At 73.8% G+C, this 15,447-nt stretch carries 17 protein-coding genes; 12 read left to right on the top strand and 5 right to left on the bottom strand.

Annotated elements, in window-relative coordinates; translation table 11 throughout:
* Window positions 1-112: 112 nt before the first annotated feature.
* The 4 genes from fliW to ACI79F_RS15600 are packed head-to-tail and all read right to left on the bottom strand — an operon-like array spanning window position 113 to window position 3,369.
* Window positions 113-517, bottom strand: a complete 405-nt coding sequence (gene fliW, locus ACI79F_RS15615) for a flagellar assembly protein FliW (RefSeq protein ID WP_456545452.1) — start codon at window positions 515-517, stop codon at window positions 113-115.
* The gene (gene flgL, locus ACI79F_RS15610; RefSeq protein WP_456545451.1) at window positions 514-1,449 is read right to left on the bottom strand and encodes a flagellar hook-associated protein FlgL; all 936 of its coding nucleotides are present in this window, start codon (window positions 1,447-1,449) and stop codon (window positions 514-516) included. The genes fliW and flgL overlap by 4 nt, the downstream gene beginning before the upstream one ends.
* A complete protein-coding gene (gene flgK, locus ACI79F_RS15605; protein WP_456545450.1) occupies window positions 1,449-2,876 on the bottom strand; it encodes a flagellar hook-associated protein FlgK in 1,428 nt (475 codons plus the stop codon). Before flgK ends, flgL begins: the two co-directional genes overlap by 1 nt.
* A gap of 1 nt (window position 2,877) precedes the next feature.
* Window positions 2,878-3,369, bottom strand: a complete 492-nt coding sequence (locus ACI79F_RS15600; protein ID WP_456545449.1) for a flagellar protein FlgN — start codon at window positions 3,367-3,369, stop codon at window positions 2,878-2,880.
* 130 nt (window positions 3,370-3,499) lie between these two features.
* On the opposite strand from ACI79F_RS15600, the gene ACI79F_RS15595 reads away from it, so the two are divergent.
* Window positions 3,500-4,444 carry a sigma-70 family RNA polymerase sigma factor gene (locus ACI79F_RS15595; protein ID WP_456545448.1) on the top strand — a complete coding sequence of 315 codons (945 nt, stop codon included), beginning with the start codon at window positions 3,500-3,502 and terminating at the stop codon, window positions 4,442-4,444.
* A 106-nt stretch (window positions 4,445-4,550) separates the two neighbouring features.
* On the opposite strand, the gene ACI79F_RS15590 is transcribed toward ACI79F_RS15595, so the two are convergent.
* Window positions 4,551-5,624, bottom strand: coding sequence for a glycosyltransferase family protein (locus ACI79F_RS15590; RefSeq protein WP_456545447.1), 1,074 nt, complete (start codon window positions 5,622-5,624; stop codon window positions 4,551-4,553).
* Window positions 5,625-6,010: 386 nt separating this feature from the next.
* On the opposite strand from ACI79F_RS15590, the gene ACI79F_RS15585 reads away from it, so the two are divergent.
* The 11 genes from ACI79F_RS15585 (at window position 6,011) to ACI79F_RS15535 (ending at window position 15,442) form a co-directional block, all read left to right on the top strand.
* Window positions 6,011-6,796, top strand: a complete 786-nt coding sequence (locus ACI79F_RS15585) for a flagellin N-terminal helical domain-containing protein (protein WP_456545446.1) — start codon at window positions 6,011-6,013, stop codon at window positions 6,794-6,796.
* Window positions 6,797-6,931: 135 nt separating this feature from the next.
* On the top strand, window positions 6,932-8,227 hold the full coding sequence (gene fliD / locus ACI79F_RS15580; RefSeq protein WP_456545445.1) for a flagellar filament capping protein FliD: 1,296 nt from the start codon (window positions 6,932-6,934) through the stop codon (window positions 8,225-8,227).
* A 32-nt stretch (window positions 8,228-8,259) separates the two neighbouring features.
* Window positions 8,260-8,646 carry a flagellar export chaperone FliS gene (gene fliS, locus ACI79F_RS15575; protein WP_456545444.1) on the top strand — a complete coding sequence of 129 codons (387 nt, stop codon included), beginning with the start codon at window positions 8,260-8,262 and terminating at the stop codon, window positions 8,644-8,646.
* Window positions 8,643-8,987 carry a hypothetical protein gene (locus ACI79F_RS15570; protein ID WP_456545443.1) on the top strand — a complete coding sequence of 115 codons (345 nt, stop codon included), beginning with the start codon at window positions 8,643-8,645 and terminating at the stop codon, window positions 8,985-8,987. Before fliS ends, ACI79F_RS15570 begins: the two co-directional genes overlap by 4 nt.
* Window positions 8,988-9,391: 404 nt before the next feature.
* Window positions 9,392-9,751, top strand: coding sequence for a flagellar basal body rod protein FlgB (flgB, locus tag ACI79F_RS15565; protein ID WP_456545442.1), 360 nt, complete (start codon window positions 9,392-9,394; stop codon window positions 9,749-9,751).
* 1 nt (window position 9,752) lies between these two features.
* Entirely contained in the window at window positions 9,753-10,151 is a 399-nt protein-coding gene (gene flgC / locus ACI79F_RS15560) for a flagellar basal body rod protein FlgC (RefSeq protein ID WP_456545441.1), read from the top strand.
* Between the two features lie 80 nt (window positions 10,152-10,231).
* Window positions 10,232-10,555 (top strand): flagellar hook-basal body complex protein FliE, encoded by a 324-nt coding sequence (fliE, locus tag ACI79F_RS15555; RefSeq protein ID WP_456545440.1) that lies wholly within the window; start codon window positions 10,232-10,234, stop codon window positions 10,553-10,555.
* Entirely contained in the window at window positions 10,555-12,150 is a 1,596-nt protein-coding gene (fliF, locus tag ACI79F_RS15550) for a flagellar basal-body MS-ring/collar protein FliF (RefSeq protein ID WP_456545439.1), read from the top strand. The genes fliE and fliF overlap by 1 nt, the downstream gene beginning before the upstream one ends.
* 25 nt (window positions 12,151-12,175) lie before the next feature.
* Complete coding sequence (fliG, locus tag ACI79F_RS15545; RefSeq protein WP_456545438.1) at window positions 12,176-13,255, top strand: flagellar motor switch protein FliG; 1,080 nt, start codon at window positions 12,176-12,178, stop codon at window positions 13,253-13,255.
* A gap of 10 nt (window positions 13,256-13,265) precedes the next feature.
* Window positions 13,266-14,141 (top strand): FliH/SctL family protein, encoded by an 876-nt coding sequence (locus ACI79F_RS15540; protein ID WP_456545437.1) that lies wholly within the window; start codon window positions 13,266-13,268, stop codon window positions 14,139-14,141.
* Entirely contained in the window at window positions 14,141-15,442 is a 1,302-nt protein-coding gene (locus tag ACI79F_RS15535) for a FliI/YscN family ATPase (RefSeq protein ID WP_456545550.1), read from the top strand. The genes ACI79F_RS15540 and ACI79F_RS15535 overlap by 1 nt, the downstream gene beginning before the upstream one ends.
* Window positions 15,443-15,447: the final 5 nt, after the last annotated feature.

Raw genomic sequence — 15,447 nt, 5'->3', positions numbered from 1 at the left:
CTCCATGGGTCTGTGGTGGCCTCCGTGGCACCCCGCGGTGCGGGGTCGGGGCGGGACCGGCTGACCGGGCCCGCGGTCGACCCCGTCCGGCGGGCGGGCGGGGTCCTCCTGGTTATCGGCGCAGTGGCCGCCGGATGGGATGGGCGGCGTCGGTCAGCACCACCTGGGTGGCCCGCCAGTTCGCCGGGTTGACCACCACCGGCGCCCGCAGGTTCGCCGTCGCCGCCGCCGGGCCCTCCGGGGGAACCGTCACGAGACAGAACAGCTGGGCGTCCGCCGGGTCGGTCAGCCCGAGGTCGGCGACCACCGACCGGGGCAGCTCGGGGGCGTAGTCCGGGAAGTACCGGGCCGGGGCGATGGCCAGGAACCGCGGACCGTCGGCGTCGAGCGACTGCAGCCAGTGGAGGAGGCCGTCGCCGTCCGCCGTGACGAGCACGTAGTCGCGGTGGTCGGGGAAGCCGGGAACCGGCTGCACCATGCCGAGCAGGGGCAGCGTGGCGACGGGGGCGAGCGTCACCGGAGGTAGTCCACGAGCGAGGTCTGGATCGACTGGGCGGTGGCCGACAGGGCCGCCTCGTAGCCGGTCTTCGACAGGTTCAGCTCCATGATCGTCTTCGGCAGGTCGATCTCCTCGACGTCGGCGAGCTGGGACTTCAGCGTCAGCTGCAGGTCGGTGTTGACCTGCCCGGCCCGCTCGAGCCGGGCGGCGCGGCTGCCGATGTCGGCCGCCGAGGTCAGCAGCCGGTTCATCGCGCCGTCCAGGGCGTCCAGGTCGGTCCGCAGGTCCGTGGCGTCCGCGCCGGCGGTCATCACGTGGTCGGCGATGTCGCCGACGATCGCGAACAGGTCGCGCCCGGTGCGCTGGTCGCCGAAGGCCTCCGCGCCGGTGAGGTCGATGCGCACGACCTCGCTGTCGGAGATCCGCCGGGTCAGCGGCACGGTCAGGTCGGTGACGACGCCGCCGCCGTCGACCGTGGTCCCGCCGACGCCGACGAAGGTGCCGGAGGCGTCGTAGGCCTGGATCCCGGTCGTCGCCCCGCCGAAGACGGGCCGGCCGTTGATCGTCTGGTTGGCCAGCCCGAGCAGGCTCTCCCGCAGCGACGCGACCTCGGTCTGGATGGCCGCGCGCGCGGCGTCGGACATGGCGCCGGTGTTCAGGCCCTGGACGGTGAGGTCCCGGACGCGGCGGACCTGCGACAGCATCGACTCCATCGCGCTGTCGGCGGCCTCGAGCCAGCCCTTGCCGTCGGAGATGTTGCGGGCCTGCTGGGCGACGGCGCTGGCGTCCTTGCGGATCTGCATCGCCTGGTTGGTGCCGGTCGGCGAGTCCGAGGGGTTGCTGATGACCTTGCCGGAGGTGAGCTGCTGCTGCAGCTTCGCGATCCGCTCCTGGTTGGCGTACAGGCCGAGCAGGCTCGTCTGCGCGATGGCGCGCTGGGTGACCCTCATCAGCGACCCACCACACCCATGCCGTTGATCAGCGTGCCCAGCGCCTCGTCGATGGCGGTCACCAGGCGGGCCGCGGCCGCGTAGGCGTGCTGGTAGGACATCATGTTGGTCATCTCCTCGTCGAGGTTCACCCCGGCGGAGCCCTCACGGGCGGCGTCGACCTGGTCGCGGACCACGGTCTGCACCTCGAGGTTGCGGGTGGCCACCGCCGACTGCAGGCCCAGGCCGACGATCAGCTCCCGGTAGGTGGCGTCGACGCCGGCCGGCTCGAGCGACAGCCGGTACAGCGCGTCGGCGTTGTCCCCGTTGGCGGTCACGCCGCCGCCCGGCGCCGGCCGCGCGGCGGCGATGTCGCGCGGGTTGGCGACGCGGACGGTGATGTTGGCGGCCGTGACCAGAGCCGGGTCGACCGCGCCGGTGCCCGCCCCGTTGCCCAGCAGCGGCACGCCGGTGTCGCCGTCGAGGTCCAGACCGCCGGCGTGCGCGCCGTTGAGGGCCGAGGCCAGCGCGCTGGCGAACGAGTCCAGGGCCGTGCGGTAGCCGGGGACGACGGAGGTGAGCACCCCGAGCTGCCCCTGCGCGGTGCCGCCCGGCGCGACGGTGGTGCCGCCGGGGACGGTGACCAGCCGCGGCGGGTCGCCGGCGAGGCCGTCGAGCCCGGTGGTGCCGGTGAGCTGCAGGGCGATCGAGCTGCGGCCGGAGACCAGGGTGGACCCGCCGACGACGACGTCCACCACGCCGCCCTCCTTGGCGACGGCGGTCGCGCCGACCTGCTCGGCCAGCTTCATCACCAGCGCGTCCCGCTTGTCGGTGAGCTCGTTGACCGAGGCGCCGCTCAGCGTGCCGGACTGGATCTTGGTGTTCAGGTCGGCGATCGACCTCGCGGTGGCGTTCACGTCGGCGACCAGCGCGCCCAGCGCGGTGCGGGTGTCGTCCCACTGCTGGTCCAGGTCGTTGGCCGTCGTCCGGACGCCGGCGGCCAGCGTGCTCAGCCGCTCGATGGCCTGGCTGCGGGCGGCCAGGTCCAGCGGGTTCTTGGCGACGTCGCTGAAGCCGCTCCACACCTCGGCGAGCATGCTCTGGATGCCGGTGTCGCTCGGCTCGCGGAAGGACTGCTCGATCTGCTCGAGGGCCTTGCTCTCCACGGTGAGCCGCGCCGTCGTCGCCGTCTCCACGCGGCCGCGCGCCTCGATGAACGCGTCGCGGATGCGGATGACCGTGTTGGAGTCGACGCCGGAGCCGACACCGTCGCTGACCGACCAGATCGCCGGCAGCGTCGCGCCGTTCATCGAGGCCTGCTCGACCCGCTGGCGCGAGTAGCCGGCGGTGTTGACGTTGGCGATGTTCTGCCCGGTGACGTCGAGCCCGCGCTGGGCCGCCCACAGCGCCGTCGTGGCGCGGGTCAGGCCGCCGAAGGTACTGCTCACGTCAGAGTGCTCCGTCCAGGGTGACCGCGCGGTTGCTGCCGGCGGTGGTGCGACCGGTGGCCCCGTAGGTGCCGGCCGAGGCCGCGGGCGACCGGACCGACAGCAGCGCCTCGTCGAGCGCGGCGAGGCCGCCCTCGATGAGCTCGCGGTTGCTGTCGGAGAGGGTGCGCAGCTCGGTCACGAGCACCAGCAGGGTCTCGTGGTGCTTGCCGAACAGGTCGTTCCACGGGGCCGGGGCGGCCTCGGCGACCTGCCGCAGCGACGGGTTGGCGTCCAGCCCGAGCCGCACGGCGAGGGCCTCGGTGACGGCGGCGCGCTCGACCTCGAGCGTGCGCAGCTGGTCGAGGACGACCTCGATCTCGTGCGCGATGCGGGCCAGCCAGCGGGTCTTGCCGGTGACGATCAGGTACTGCTTCTCCTCGGCCTTGAACAGGAGGAGGTCCAGCAGCTCCTGCTCGCGCCACAGCAACGTCGACAGGTGCTGGTAGTCCACGTCCCACCGCCTCCCTCGTCCGCCGGGTCCCTCGGTGCCGGTCCCCGTCTCGCAGACCAGCCATCGGCACCCGGCGAGGAACCCTCAAGCCGAGGGGCGGACGTTGTCAGATGTTCGCGACCGGGCGACGGTGCAGACGGGCTCGCGGCCTGCCGAGGAGGAGGGCGTGCGAGCAGCCCGATCCCCGGTGACCGAGCGTCCTCCCGGCCCACTCCCCCGGTCGCCGGGTGCCGTCGACGCGCTGGTGACCGAACACCTCCCGCTGTGCTCCTTCGCGGTGAACGCGGTCGCCTCCCGCATCTCGCTGCCGGCCCACGTCAGCCGCGAGGACCTGCTGTCCTGCGCCAAGGTGGCCCTCGTCGAGGTGGCGCGGCGGTTCGACCCGGCGGCCGGCGCCACCTTCGCCACCTACGCGCTGCCGCGGCTGCAGGGCGCCGTGCTCGACGAGCTGCGCTCGGGGGACTGGGCCAGCCGGTCGGTGCGGGCCGCGGCCCGGCGGACCGACGCCGCCGCCGACGCGCTGACCATCAGCCTCGGCCGCCCGCCGACCCGCGAGGAGCTCGCCGAGAGCCTCGGGATGCGGCAGGGCGACCTCGACGCGCTGCAGGTCGACGTGCACCGCGCGGTCATGGTCAGCATCGACGCCGAGGCCGGCTCCGAGGGCGGCGGCGGGCTGGACCTGCCCGACCCCGGCGAGTCCCCCGAGCGCGCGGTGCTGCGCGTCGAGCGGGGCCGCTACCTGCAGCAGGCGATCCGCGAGCTGCCCGACCGCCTCGACGAGGTCATCGAGCGCAACTTCTTCGGCGGGGAGTCGCTGACGGAGATCGCCACCGACCTGGGCGTCACCCTCTCCCGGGTCTCGCAGATGCGCGCCCGCGCGCTCACCCTGCTGCACGCCGCCATGAGCGAGGTCTGGGAGGGGCGGGCGGTGCCGGCCGACGGCGGCGTCCGCGCCCGCAACCAGCAGCGGACCTACGTCGACCGGGTGGCGGGGCGCAACGCGCCTCCCCCGCTGCCCCGGCAGCGCAACCCCTGGGCCGACGTGGCCCAGCGCGCCGGCGCCCGCCCGGCCTGACCGCACGCACGACGACGGCCCGGACCCCCAGAGGGGTCCGGGCCGTCGTCGTCGGAGCAGCCGCCGCCCGGCCCCGCCGAGGTGGCCCCGGCGGGGTCGGGGTGGGTCAGGCGCCGATGCGGTCGGCGCGCGAGCGGTGGTCGCGGGCCCGGCGCCAGGCGTCGACCCACATCGGCGCGGTGTGCTCGGTGAGGTGGCCGGCGAGCACCTGCTCGCGGTCGCGGGCGGCCGCCTCCCGGCGGTGGTCGGCGTCGGTCAGCGCGCGGGTGAGCAGCTGCGCCCAGTCGCGGGGGCGCCTGGCCCGGCGGCCCAGGCCCAGCCGGTCGTACTCGGCGCTGGGCGCGCGGACGGCGTAGACCCCGCGGGCGGCGTACTCGAGCACCTTCAGCCAGCTCTTGCTGGTGTTGAACCGGTCGATCCGCAGCGGCGCGATGCCGATGTCGAAGTGCTCCCCGACGGCGGTGAGGTAGCCCTCGACGTCCTGGACGAAGTCGATCCGGCCGGGCTCCTCGGCGAGGCCGAGCAGCTTCTTGGCCTCGTCGGCCTGGCCGAAGATCGTGAACCGGCTGCGGCCGCGGGTGCGGTCGAGCGCCTGCTGCAGCCCGGACTCCATGGTCTGCAGGTCGTAGGGGTGCGCGCTCGCCGCCCCGGTCCAGCCGACGGTGAGCACCTCGGGGTCGCGCTCGTAGGCCGGCGGCAGCTCGGCGAGGTGCCGCGGGACGGCGTTGGGCACGACCATGCCGCGGCCGTGACGGCCGTACTCCTGCAGCAGCGCCGGCGTCGACACGGTGAGGAAGTCGGCCTCGGCGGCGCACTGCCGGGCGATGTCGGCCGCGCCGCTGCGCACCAGGGCGGTGTGCCCGCCGTGCCCGAACGGGACGGCGGAGAGCAGGTCGTCCATCTCGACGACGACGGCGATCCCCTGGGCCTGCAGCAGCCGCAGGCACTGCAGCATCGCCTCGGTCTTGGGCAGCTGCACGACCACCACGTCGGCGCCGCGGGCGTCGACGCTGCCGACGCTCAGCTCCTCGTCGCCGGGGCGCTGGACCATCGTCGTCGTCAGCCCCCGCACGACCTCGACCTCGAGGTCGGGGAACGCCTCCCGCACGGCCTGCGCCGGCGCGTGCATGCGGTGGTAGAGGGAGCCGAGGAAGAGGGTGTGGCTCAACAGGACCTTCATGGGCGTGCGTCCTCACTGCACTCGGCCCGGGCGCGTCGACGCCCCCGGCCGGCGGCGCGGGCGGGGCAGGGTGCGCTCCGGGCAGTGGAGACCGGGGGCGGTCGGCGCGTGCTCGCGACGGACTCCCCCGCTGTACCGGCCACCCTCGGCGCCCGCCCGCGGTCCTGACCGGCGGACACGCCGCACCCGGCGGCCGGCGGCCCCCACTCGTCACGGGCGTCCCAGCAGCCCCGCGCCGGCCGGACCGGCCCGCCCGGGTGACACCGGCGAAAAAGTCCCGCCGTTCGGGTCAAGGTGCCGCCCGGCCCGGCCGAAGTCTCCCCTGCAACAGCCCGCCAGCACGGATGCCAGCGGGATCAGGAAGGCCCCGTCCAAGGAGGATCACCATGGGTCTGAGCGTCAACACCAACATCGCGGCGTTCAACGCGTACCGCAACCTGTCGGTCACCGACACCCAGATGGGCAAGTCGCTGGAGAAGCTGTCCAGCGGTTTCCGCATCAACCGCGCCGCCGACGACGCGGCCGGCCTGGCCATCTCCGAGGGCCTGCGCTCGCAGATCGGTGGCCTCAAGGTCGCCGCCCGCAACGCGCAGGACGGCATCTCGGTCGTCCAGACGGCGGAAGGTGCCCTCACCGAGGTCACCTCGATGCTGCAGCGGATGAACGACCTGGCCGTGCAGTACAACAACGGCACGCAGAACACCGAGTCGAAGGCCGCGATCTCCCAGGAGTTCGAGGCCCTCAAGACCGAGATCGGCCGGATCCAGGACAACACCAAGTTCAACGGTGTCGCCCTGTTCGGCAACTCGTCGTCCGCGACCTTCCAGGTCGGCTACGTCTCGACGGACAAGATCGACGTCTCGCTGAGCGCCAGCACCAACGTCAGCAGCCTGTCGGCCTCCGGCGGCAGCAACGCGGTGCAGTCGGTCATCACCACGACGTCGACCGCTCGGGCGAACCTCGGTGCGCTGCAGAACCGCTTCGAGCACACCATCAACAACCTCAACGTCACCATCGAGAACCTGACGGCTGCCGAGTCCCGCATCCGGGACACGGACATGGCCCAGGAGATGACCAACTTCTCCCGGACCCAGATCCTCAGCCAGGCCGGTACCGCGATGCTGGCGCAGGCCAACCAGGCGTCGCAGAACATCCTGCAGCTCCTGCGCTGACCTGATCGGCACCACCAGTTCCACCCGGTGAGGGGGGTGGCCATCGGCCACCCCCCTCTCCGGCGCTCCGCCCGGTAGCACCCGTCCCCCGGAGGCCTCGTCGTGGTCAGTGTCAGCACCGGTCTCATCTCGGGCATGCAGACCGCCGATCTGATCGACTCGCTGATGTCGATCGAGGCGAACTCGCAGACATTGCTGAAGAACAAGCTCGTCGACACGAAGGCCGACGCGAACGCCTACCGCGCCGTCAACACCAAGTTCGACGCGCTGCGCACGGCCGCCGAGGCGCTGTCCCGGGCCGCGACCTGGGGCGCGGCGAAGGCCACGAGCAGCTCGACCGCGGTCGCCGTCACGGCGAGCTCGACCGCCATCCCCGGGTCGACGACGTTCACCGTCGACTCCCTCGCCGCCCGGCACACCGTCGTCGGCACCGCCGCCTGGACGCCGCCGGCCGCCGACCTGACGCTGACCCTCAGCGACCGGGACGGCGACACCGCCGCCAAGACGGTGACGATCGCCGCCGGCTCCTCGCTCACCGACGCCATCTCGGCGATCAACGCCGCGGGCGCGGGCATCACCGCCGGCGCCGTCGGCAGCACCGGCGGCAGCCGGCTGCAGCTGTCGGCCACGGCCGCCGGGGCCGACGGCGCCTTCGACGTGACCGGCCTGACCGTCGGCGTGGTCTCCGAGGGCACCGACGCCAAGGTCACCGTCAAGGGCAGCGGCGCCTACAGCTTCTCCGCCACCTCCACCGGCAACACGTTCGCCGACCTGCTCCCCGGCGTCAGCGTCACCGTCAGCAAGGCGTCCACCGACCCGGTCACCGTGGACGTCGTCAGCGACCCGGACGCCGTCGCGACCGCCGTCCAGACCCTGGTCAACGCCGCCAACGACGTGCTGACCTCGATCAGGACGAGCACCGACACGAGCACCGGCAGCACCGCCGTCCTCAAGGGCGACAGCACGCTGCGCGCCCTGGCCGGCAAGGTGCTCGAGGCCGTGTCCTCCGCGATCGGCGGCACCGCGTCGGCCGCCCAGGCCGGCATCCAGCTGACCCGGACCGGGACGCTGACGTTCGACAAGGCCGTGTTCACGAAGGCGCTGGCCGCCGACCCCGCGCTCACCCAGCGGCTGGTCCACGGCACGGCGGCGGGCGTCACGCCCGCCGTGCCCGGCGTCGCCCAGCGGCTGCTCGCCGTGGTCAAGGAGGCCGGCGACTCCGTGACCGGTTCCCTCGTCGTCCGCGCCAAGTCGCAGGACGACGCCGCGACCGCCCTGCAGGACCGGATCGACGAGTGGGACCGCCGGCTCGAGCTGCGCCGCGCCGCGCTCACCAAGCAGTTCACCGCGATGGAGACCGCGCTCGGCACGCTGCAGAACCAGTCGTCCTGGCTCGCCTCGCAGCTCGGCTCCCTGTCGTCGAAGTCCTGACCCCCGAACGCTCCCCCGAACCTGGAGGTCCCATGACTACCGCCGCCCTGCGCGCCCGCTACCTGGGCGACTCGGTCTCCACCGCGTCCCCGCAGCAGCTGCTGGTCATGCTGTACGACCGGCTGGCCCTCGACCTCGAGCGCGCCGCCACCGCCCTCACCGACGGGGACCGCGCGGCGGCCAACGAGCAGCTCAAGCACGCCCAGGACATCGTCTTCGAGCTGCGCGCCAGCCTGCAGGTCGACGTCTGGGAGGGCGGCCCGCGCCTGGCGTCGCTCTACACGTGGCTGCTCGGCGAGCTGATGCAGGCCAACACCAAGGGCGACCTGCGGCGCGTCGGCGACTGCCGGCGCGTGGTCGAGCCGCTGCGCGACGCCTGGCGGCAGGCCGCCGCCAGCCTGGCCGCGAGCACGTCGTGACCGCGGGCCGGGCCGGCGACGGCTCGTCGGCCGAGTGGGCCACCGTCCTCGAGGAGATGGAGGGCGAGGTCCTCGCCGCCCAGCAGTCGCTGCAGGGCAACCGGGTCGAGGAGATCGCCGCCTGGGGCCGGCGCACCGCCGACTGGACCCCGCCCCAGCACCTCGGCCAGCTGCCGATGGACCTGCGCGAGCGCGCCGCCCGGCTGCTGCAGCACCAGCTCGCCGTCGCCGAGGAGCTCGCCGAGCGGATCCTGCAGTCCCGCCAGCAGCGCGACCTCGCCGCCCGCATGGCCTACTCCCGCACCCGCCCCGTCGCCGCCTACGTCGACCGGGCGCTGTAGCCGCCCCTCCCGCACTCCCCCGACGACCGGGTCCGCCACCACGGCGGGCCCGGTCGTCGCCGTTCCGGCCCTGGTTCTCGCGGCATGGGCGGCTCTGCGCCCCTCTCCGACGCCAGGACGTGCGTATCGCTTCCCATGCCTCGGGGGACGGCGGGGGCGGGAGGGGCGCACCGGGCGTCACAGCGGCACCCGCTCCCCCGCGGGTCCCGCCCGGCCCGCCGGTCCCGCCCGTCACCCGAGTGGCGGACGACGGTCAACCGCCCCGGCCGGACTGCCGATGTCCTCCCTGCACGGACAGCACCACTCTCGCCACGGATCGGCGGCCCCCCACTCGCTCGCGAGTGTCTTCTGCGTACCCGGAGGCCCGTCGTGTCCTGCCGTCCTGTCCGCCTGCGCTCCGCCCGGTGCGCCGTCCGATGATCAGCGACGTCACCATGACGACGCTGCACGCGGCCCTGTCGGGGCTCTCCCAGCGGCAGCGCGTCACCAACGACAACATCGCCAACATCAACACGCCCGGCTACCTGGCCGGCGTGACCGACTTCGAGTCGACCCTCAAGAGCGAGCTGTCGCGCGGGAAGACGCCGAGCATCACCGGCGGGTCGATCGCCCGGTCCCTGCAGCCGACCAACACCAACGGCAACAACGTCCACCTCGACACCGAGACCGTGACCGCCACCGAGACGGGGCTGCGCTACCAGCTGGCGCTCAACGCCCTCGACGGCAAGTACGGACTGCTGCGCTCCTCCCTGAGGACGCAGTGACGTGTTCGACGCCCTGAACATCTCCGGGACCGGCCTCTACGCGCACCGCAAGTGGCTGGACGCCGTCTCGGACAACATCGCGAACATCAACACCGTCAGCTCGACCGACGGCGAGGCGTTCAAGGAGCGCTTCGTCGTCGCCCAGGCCGTGGACTACGGCAGCGGCGAGGGCGGGGTCCGCGTCGCCGGCGCCGAGTTCGGCGACGGCGAGGGCCGGCTGGTCTACGAGCCGACCCACCCGCTGGCCGACGCCGACGGCTACGTCCGCTACCCGGACATCGACCTCAGCGAGCAGATGACCCAGTTGATCATGGCGCAGCGCGGCTACCAGGCCAACCTCGCCTCCATCGAGCGGGCGACGGACGCCTACCGGGCCGCCCTCAACCTCGGGAAGAGCTGATCGGTGTCCGAGCTCGCGAGGACACGCAAGGACAGAGCACCTCAGGGCATGTGCCCGACGAGCGCCAGCGAGGAGCGCGCATGACCTCCCCCATCGGCGGCATCTCCATCCCGTCGTTCCCCACCGTCCCCGGCATCGGGCAGACGGCCGCGGTCTCCGAGCCGCCGGCCGTCCCCGCCACGGAGAACGGCTTCGCCGACGTGCTGACCGGCGCGATCGAGGACGTGCAGGGCGCGCAGTCGACCGCCGACTCCCTCGCCGTCCAGGCCGCCACGGGCGACCTCAAGGACGTGCACGACTACATGATCGCGGCCCAGGAGGCGGCGCTCACCACCGAGATGTTCGTGACGCTCAAGAACAAGGCGGTCGAGGCCTTCACTGAGATCATGAGGATGCCCGTCTGATGCCCGCTGCCCTCGCCGGCCCCCTGGGGCGGCTGCGCTCCGCGCTCGAGACGATCAGCCTCGGGCAGAAGGTCGTCATCGGCCTGCTCGTCGTCGGGCTGGGGCTCGGCGGGTTCTTCTTCTACAGCTGGATCACGACGCCGACGATGTCGCCGCTGTTCAGCAACCTCGCCTCGACCGACGCCTCGGCGATCGTCGACGAGCTCAACGCCTCCGGCACCTCCTACGAGCTGGCCGACGGCGGCCAGACCATCCTCGTGCCGCAGGACCAGGTGTACGACCTGCGCCTGGCGATGAGCGGCAAGGGACTGCCCGCCGGCTCCGACACCGGTTACGCGCTGCTGGACGAGCAGGGCATCACCACCAGCGAGTTCCAGCAGCAGAAGACCTACCAGCGCGCCATCGAGGGCGAGCTGGCCAACACCCTCGAGTCGCTCGAGGGCGTCCGGCAGGCGGTGGTGCACGTGGCGCTGCCCGAGGACGAGGTGTTCGCCACCGACGAGGCCGACCCCACCGCGTCGGTGCTGCTGGACCTCGCGCCCGGCACCCAGCTGTCGGGCGAGCAGATCCAGTCGGTCACCAACCTGGTCTCCTCCAGCATCGAGGGGATGTCGCCGGAGCAGGTGACGGTCAGCGACACCTCCGGCCAGCTGCTCTCGGCCGCCGGCCAGGGCGTGACGGCGGCGTCGGGCGACGCCCGCTCGCAGGTGGAGACGGACTACGAGTCGCGGCTGGCCGCCAACGCCCAGGAGATCCTCGACACCGTGCTCGGCCCGGGCCACGCCCGCGTGTCGGTGCGCGCCGACGTCGACATGAACCGCACCCAGGCGAACTCCACGACGTACGCGGACAGCGGCGCGCCGCCGGTCTCGGAGCAGAACACCAGCGAGGAGTACACCGGAAGCGGCGCGTCCGTCGGCGGCGTCCTCGGCCCCGAGAACGCCGCGGACGCCGGCACCGGCGGCGGCGACTCGACCTACCGCACCGACTCCAACACGGCGAACAACTCCGTCAACACCACGGTGACCAACACCGAGGTCGCGCCCGGTGCCATCCAGCGGCTGACGGTCGCGGTCGTCCTCGACGACACCGTCGCGGGGAACCTCAACCAGGCGCAGGTGCAGGACCTGGTCGGCAACGCCGTCGGCCTGGACCCGGCCCGCGGCGACGACATCTCCGTCGCCTCCCTCGCCTTCGACACGACGGCGGCCGACGAGGCCGCGGCGGCGATGGCGCAGGCCCGCGAGGACGAGAAGCAGGCCCAGATGTGGTCGCTGATCAAGACCGGCGCCATCGCCGGCGGGATCGCGCTGCTCGTCCTGATCGTGTGGCTGCGCAGCCGCCGCCGCGGGGACGACGGCGAGGACGAGCTCGAGTACGACGACGACGTCATGGCCGAGCTCGAGCGCCTGCGGGTGGCCAGCACCCGCGACGAGACGGTGCTGCTGGAGCGGGCCACCGACACCCGCGCCCTGGAGCTGGAGGCCGCCGAGCGGGCCCGGGTCCGCGGCGAGATCTCGACCATGGTCAGCGAGCGCCCCGACGAGGTGGCCCAGATGCTCCGCGGCTGGCTGAGCGAGAGCGGCACCAAGTGATCACCCGTACCGAGGAGCGACGTCCGTGACCATCGCGAGTGTCGAGCAGCTGGTCGGCGCCGCGCCGACGAACCTGCCCGCGCTGCCCCCCGCGCCCAGGCGCCCGGAGATGCCCGGGCTGCGCAAGGCCGCCGTCTTCCTCGCGCAGATGACGAAGGAGGAGGCCGGCGTCCTGCTGGGCAAGCTGCGCCCGCGGGAGGTCGAGGCGCTGACCCGGGAGCTGATGAAGCTCAACACGGTCGAGCCCGACGACGTGGACGGCGTCCTCAGCGAGTTCCACGAGATGATGGCCGCCCAGCGCTACATCGGCCGCGGCGGCGTCGACTTCGCGCGCGAGATCCTCGCCGCGGGCCTGGGCGAGGACAAGGCCGAGGGCATCCTCGCCCGGCTCAACGTCGTCTACACCGAGGTGCCGTTCGCCTCGCTGCGCAACGTCGACGTCCGGCAGCTGGTCACCTTCCTCAAGGACGAGCACCCGCAGGTCATCGCGCTGGTGCTGGCGCACATGACGCCGGCGCAGTCCGCCGAGGTCCTGTCGGCGTTCGCGCCGGACCAGCAGGCCGAGGTCGCGCACCGGATCGCCACGATGGACCGCACCACCCCGGAGATGGTGCGGCTGGTCGAGGAGGAGCTGGGCCGGCGGATGGGCTCGCTGCTGGCCCACCAGGACATGTCCACCGTGGGCGGCGTCGAGACCCTGGTCGAGATCATCAACCGCTCCCCGCGGCCGACCGAGCGCTCGATCCTCGAGTGGCTGGACAGCACCGACCCGGAGCTGGCCGAGCAGGTCCGCGCGCAGATGTTCGTCTTCGAGGACATCGTCACCATCGACGACCGCTCCATGCAGCTGGTGCTGCGGGAGGTCGAGGCCAACGACCTGGCCACCGCGCTCAAGGGCGTGCGGCCCGACGTGCGCGACAAGGTGGTCCGGAACCTCTCCGAGCGCGCCGCCGAGAACCTCGCCGAGGAGATCGAGCTGCTCGGACCGGTCCGCACCCGCACGGTCGAGGAGGCCCAGGCCAAGGTCGTCGGCATCATCCGCACCCTCGAGGAGCAGGGTGTGCTGACGATCAGCCGCGGTGGGGACGATGAGTTCGTCGCGTGACGACAGCCGCGTGAGCATCGCAGCGAGGAACGAGCGAGGAGCGGAGCGCGGCGCGGAGTCACGCCCGTGGGCGTCGCGTGAGGACGGGGGCGGCTCGGTCCTGCTGAGGGGTGCCTCGGCCCGCGCCGCGACGCCCTACCGGCAGGCCGCCGGCGTGCCGCTCGCGCCGCCGGTGCAGCCCCGGGTGCCCGCGCCGCGGCCGGAGGCGGCCCCGGTCGCGGAGCCGGCGCCGGTGCCGGAGGTCGTCGAGCGGCGCACCACCGTGCGCCGCGCCGCCGACCTGCCGGTGCCCAACGGCCGCGGCGTGCTGCGGCTGGGCGACGTCTACGCCGAGGAGCTGGCCCGGCTGCGCGAGCACGCCCACCGGGAGGGCTACGCCGCCGGCCACGCCGAGGGCGTCGCCGCCGCGGCAGGCGCGCTGGCCGAGGCCGAGCAGGCCGCGCAGGCGCGGCTCGCCGAGTCGCGCGCCCGGTGGGAGCGCCGGCTGGTGTCCGCCACCGCCGCCCTGGGCGCCGCGGCCGCCCAGCTGGAGGCCGCCGCCGTCCCCACCGCCGAGGAGCTGCGCGACTCGGTGCTGGACGCCGTCCTGGTGCTGGTCGAGGACCTGCTCGGGCGCGAGCTGGCCGGCGTCGACACCGCCGGGGTCGACGCCCTGCGGCGCGCGATGACGCTGCTGCCCGCCGACGCGCCCAGCGTCGTCCGGCTGCACCCCGACGACCTCGCCGAGGTGCCCGCCGAGGCGCTGGCCGCCCTCCCCGCGACCGTCACCGTGGTCGGCGACCTCGCCGTCGAGCGCGCCGGCGCCATCGCCGAGTGCGGCGTGCAGCGGGTGGACGCCCAGCTGGGCAGCGCGCTGGCCCGCGTCCGGACGGTGCTGCGCTCGTGATGCTCGGCGCCGTCCTCGAGCGCGCCCGCGCGGTCGCCGGCCCGGAGCTGACCGGCTCCGTCGTCGGGGCCATGGGGCTGACCCTCAGCGTCGAGGGCGTCTCGGCGGCCGTCGGCGACCTGGTCGAGGTGAACCCGGGCCCGCGGGGGCTGCTGGCCGAGGTGGTCGCCGTCGCCCGCGACCGGCTCACCTGCATGCCGCTGGGCGAGCTGTCCGGCGTGCAGTCCGGCGCCCCGGTGCGCGGCACCGGCATGCCGCTGCAGGTGCCGGTCGGCCCCGCCCTGCTCGGCCGGGTGCTCGACGGCCTGGGCCGGCCCATCGACGGCGGGCCCTCCCTCGGCGGCGGCGTCTCCTGGGTGGACCTGGCCAGCGAGACCCCGCACGCGCTGGCCCGCCGCCGCGTCGCCGAGCCGCTGCCCGTCGGCGTGCGCGCCCTGGACACGCTCGTCCCCATCGGCAAGGGGCAGCGGCTGGGCATCTTCGCCGGCTCCGGCGTGGGCAAGTCCACGCTGCTCGCCCAGATCACCCGCGGCACCGCGGCCGACGTGCGGGTGATCGCCCTGATCGGCGAGCGCGGCCGCGAGGTCAAGGAGTTCCTCGAGGAGAACCTCGGGGAGGAGGGGCTGGCGCGCACCGTCGTCGTCGTCGCCACCTCCGACGAGCCGCCGCTCGTCCGCCTCAAGGCCGCGTTCGTGGCCACCCGCATCGCCGAGGGCTTCCGCGACCAGGGCCGCGACGTGCTGCTGCTCATGGACTCCATCACCCGGACGGCGATGGCCCAGCGCGAGGTCGGCCTGTCCGCGGGCGAGCCGCCGGCGACCCGCGGCTACCCGCCGAGCGTCTTCGCGATGATGCCCAAGCTGCTGGAGAAGGCCGGCACCGGCGCGACCGGGTCGATCACCGGCCTCTACACCGTCCTGGTGGAGGGCGACGACCACAACGAGCCGATCGCCGACACCGCCCGCTCCATCCTCGACGGGCACGTCGTGCTGACCCGCAAGCTGGCCACCACGGGCCACTTCCCGGCGATCGACGTCCTGGAGTCGATCTCCCGCGTCGCCGGGGCGGTCGTCCCCGCCGCGCAGATGGCCGACGCCCGCGAGGCCCGCCGCCTGCTCGGCGCGCTCCGCGACGTCCGGGAGCTGATCGAGATCGGCGCCTACCAGCCCGGCAGCGACCCGCTGGTCGACCGGGCCCGGGCCCTGTCCCCGGCGCTGGACGCCTTCCTCCGCCAGTCGATGGACAACTCCACCGGCACCGCCGAGGCGTGGGACCGGCTGCACCGCATCGTGACGTCGTGACGGGC

It is taken from the genome of Blastococcus sp. SYSU D00868, from assembly GCF_054050575.1.
The sequence above is the reverse complement of the archived record's forward strand: the minus strand, read 5'-3'. Positions and strand labels throughout refer to the sequence as shown.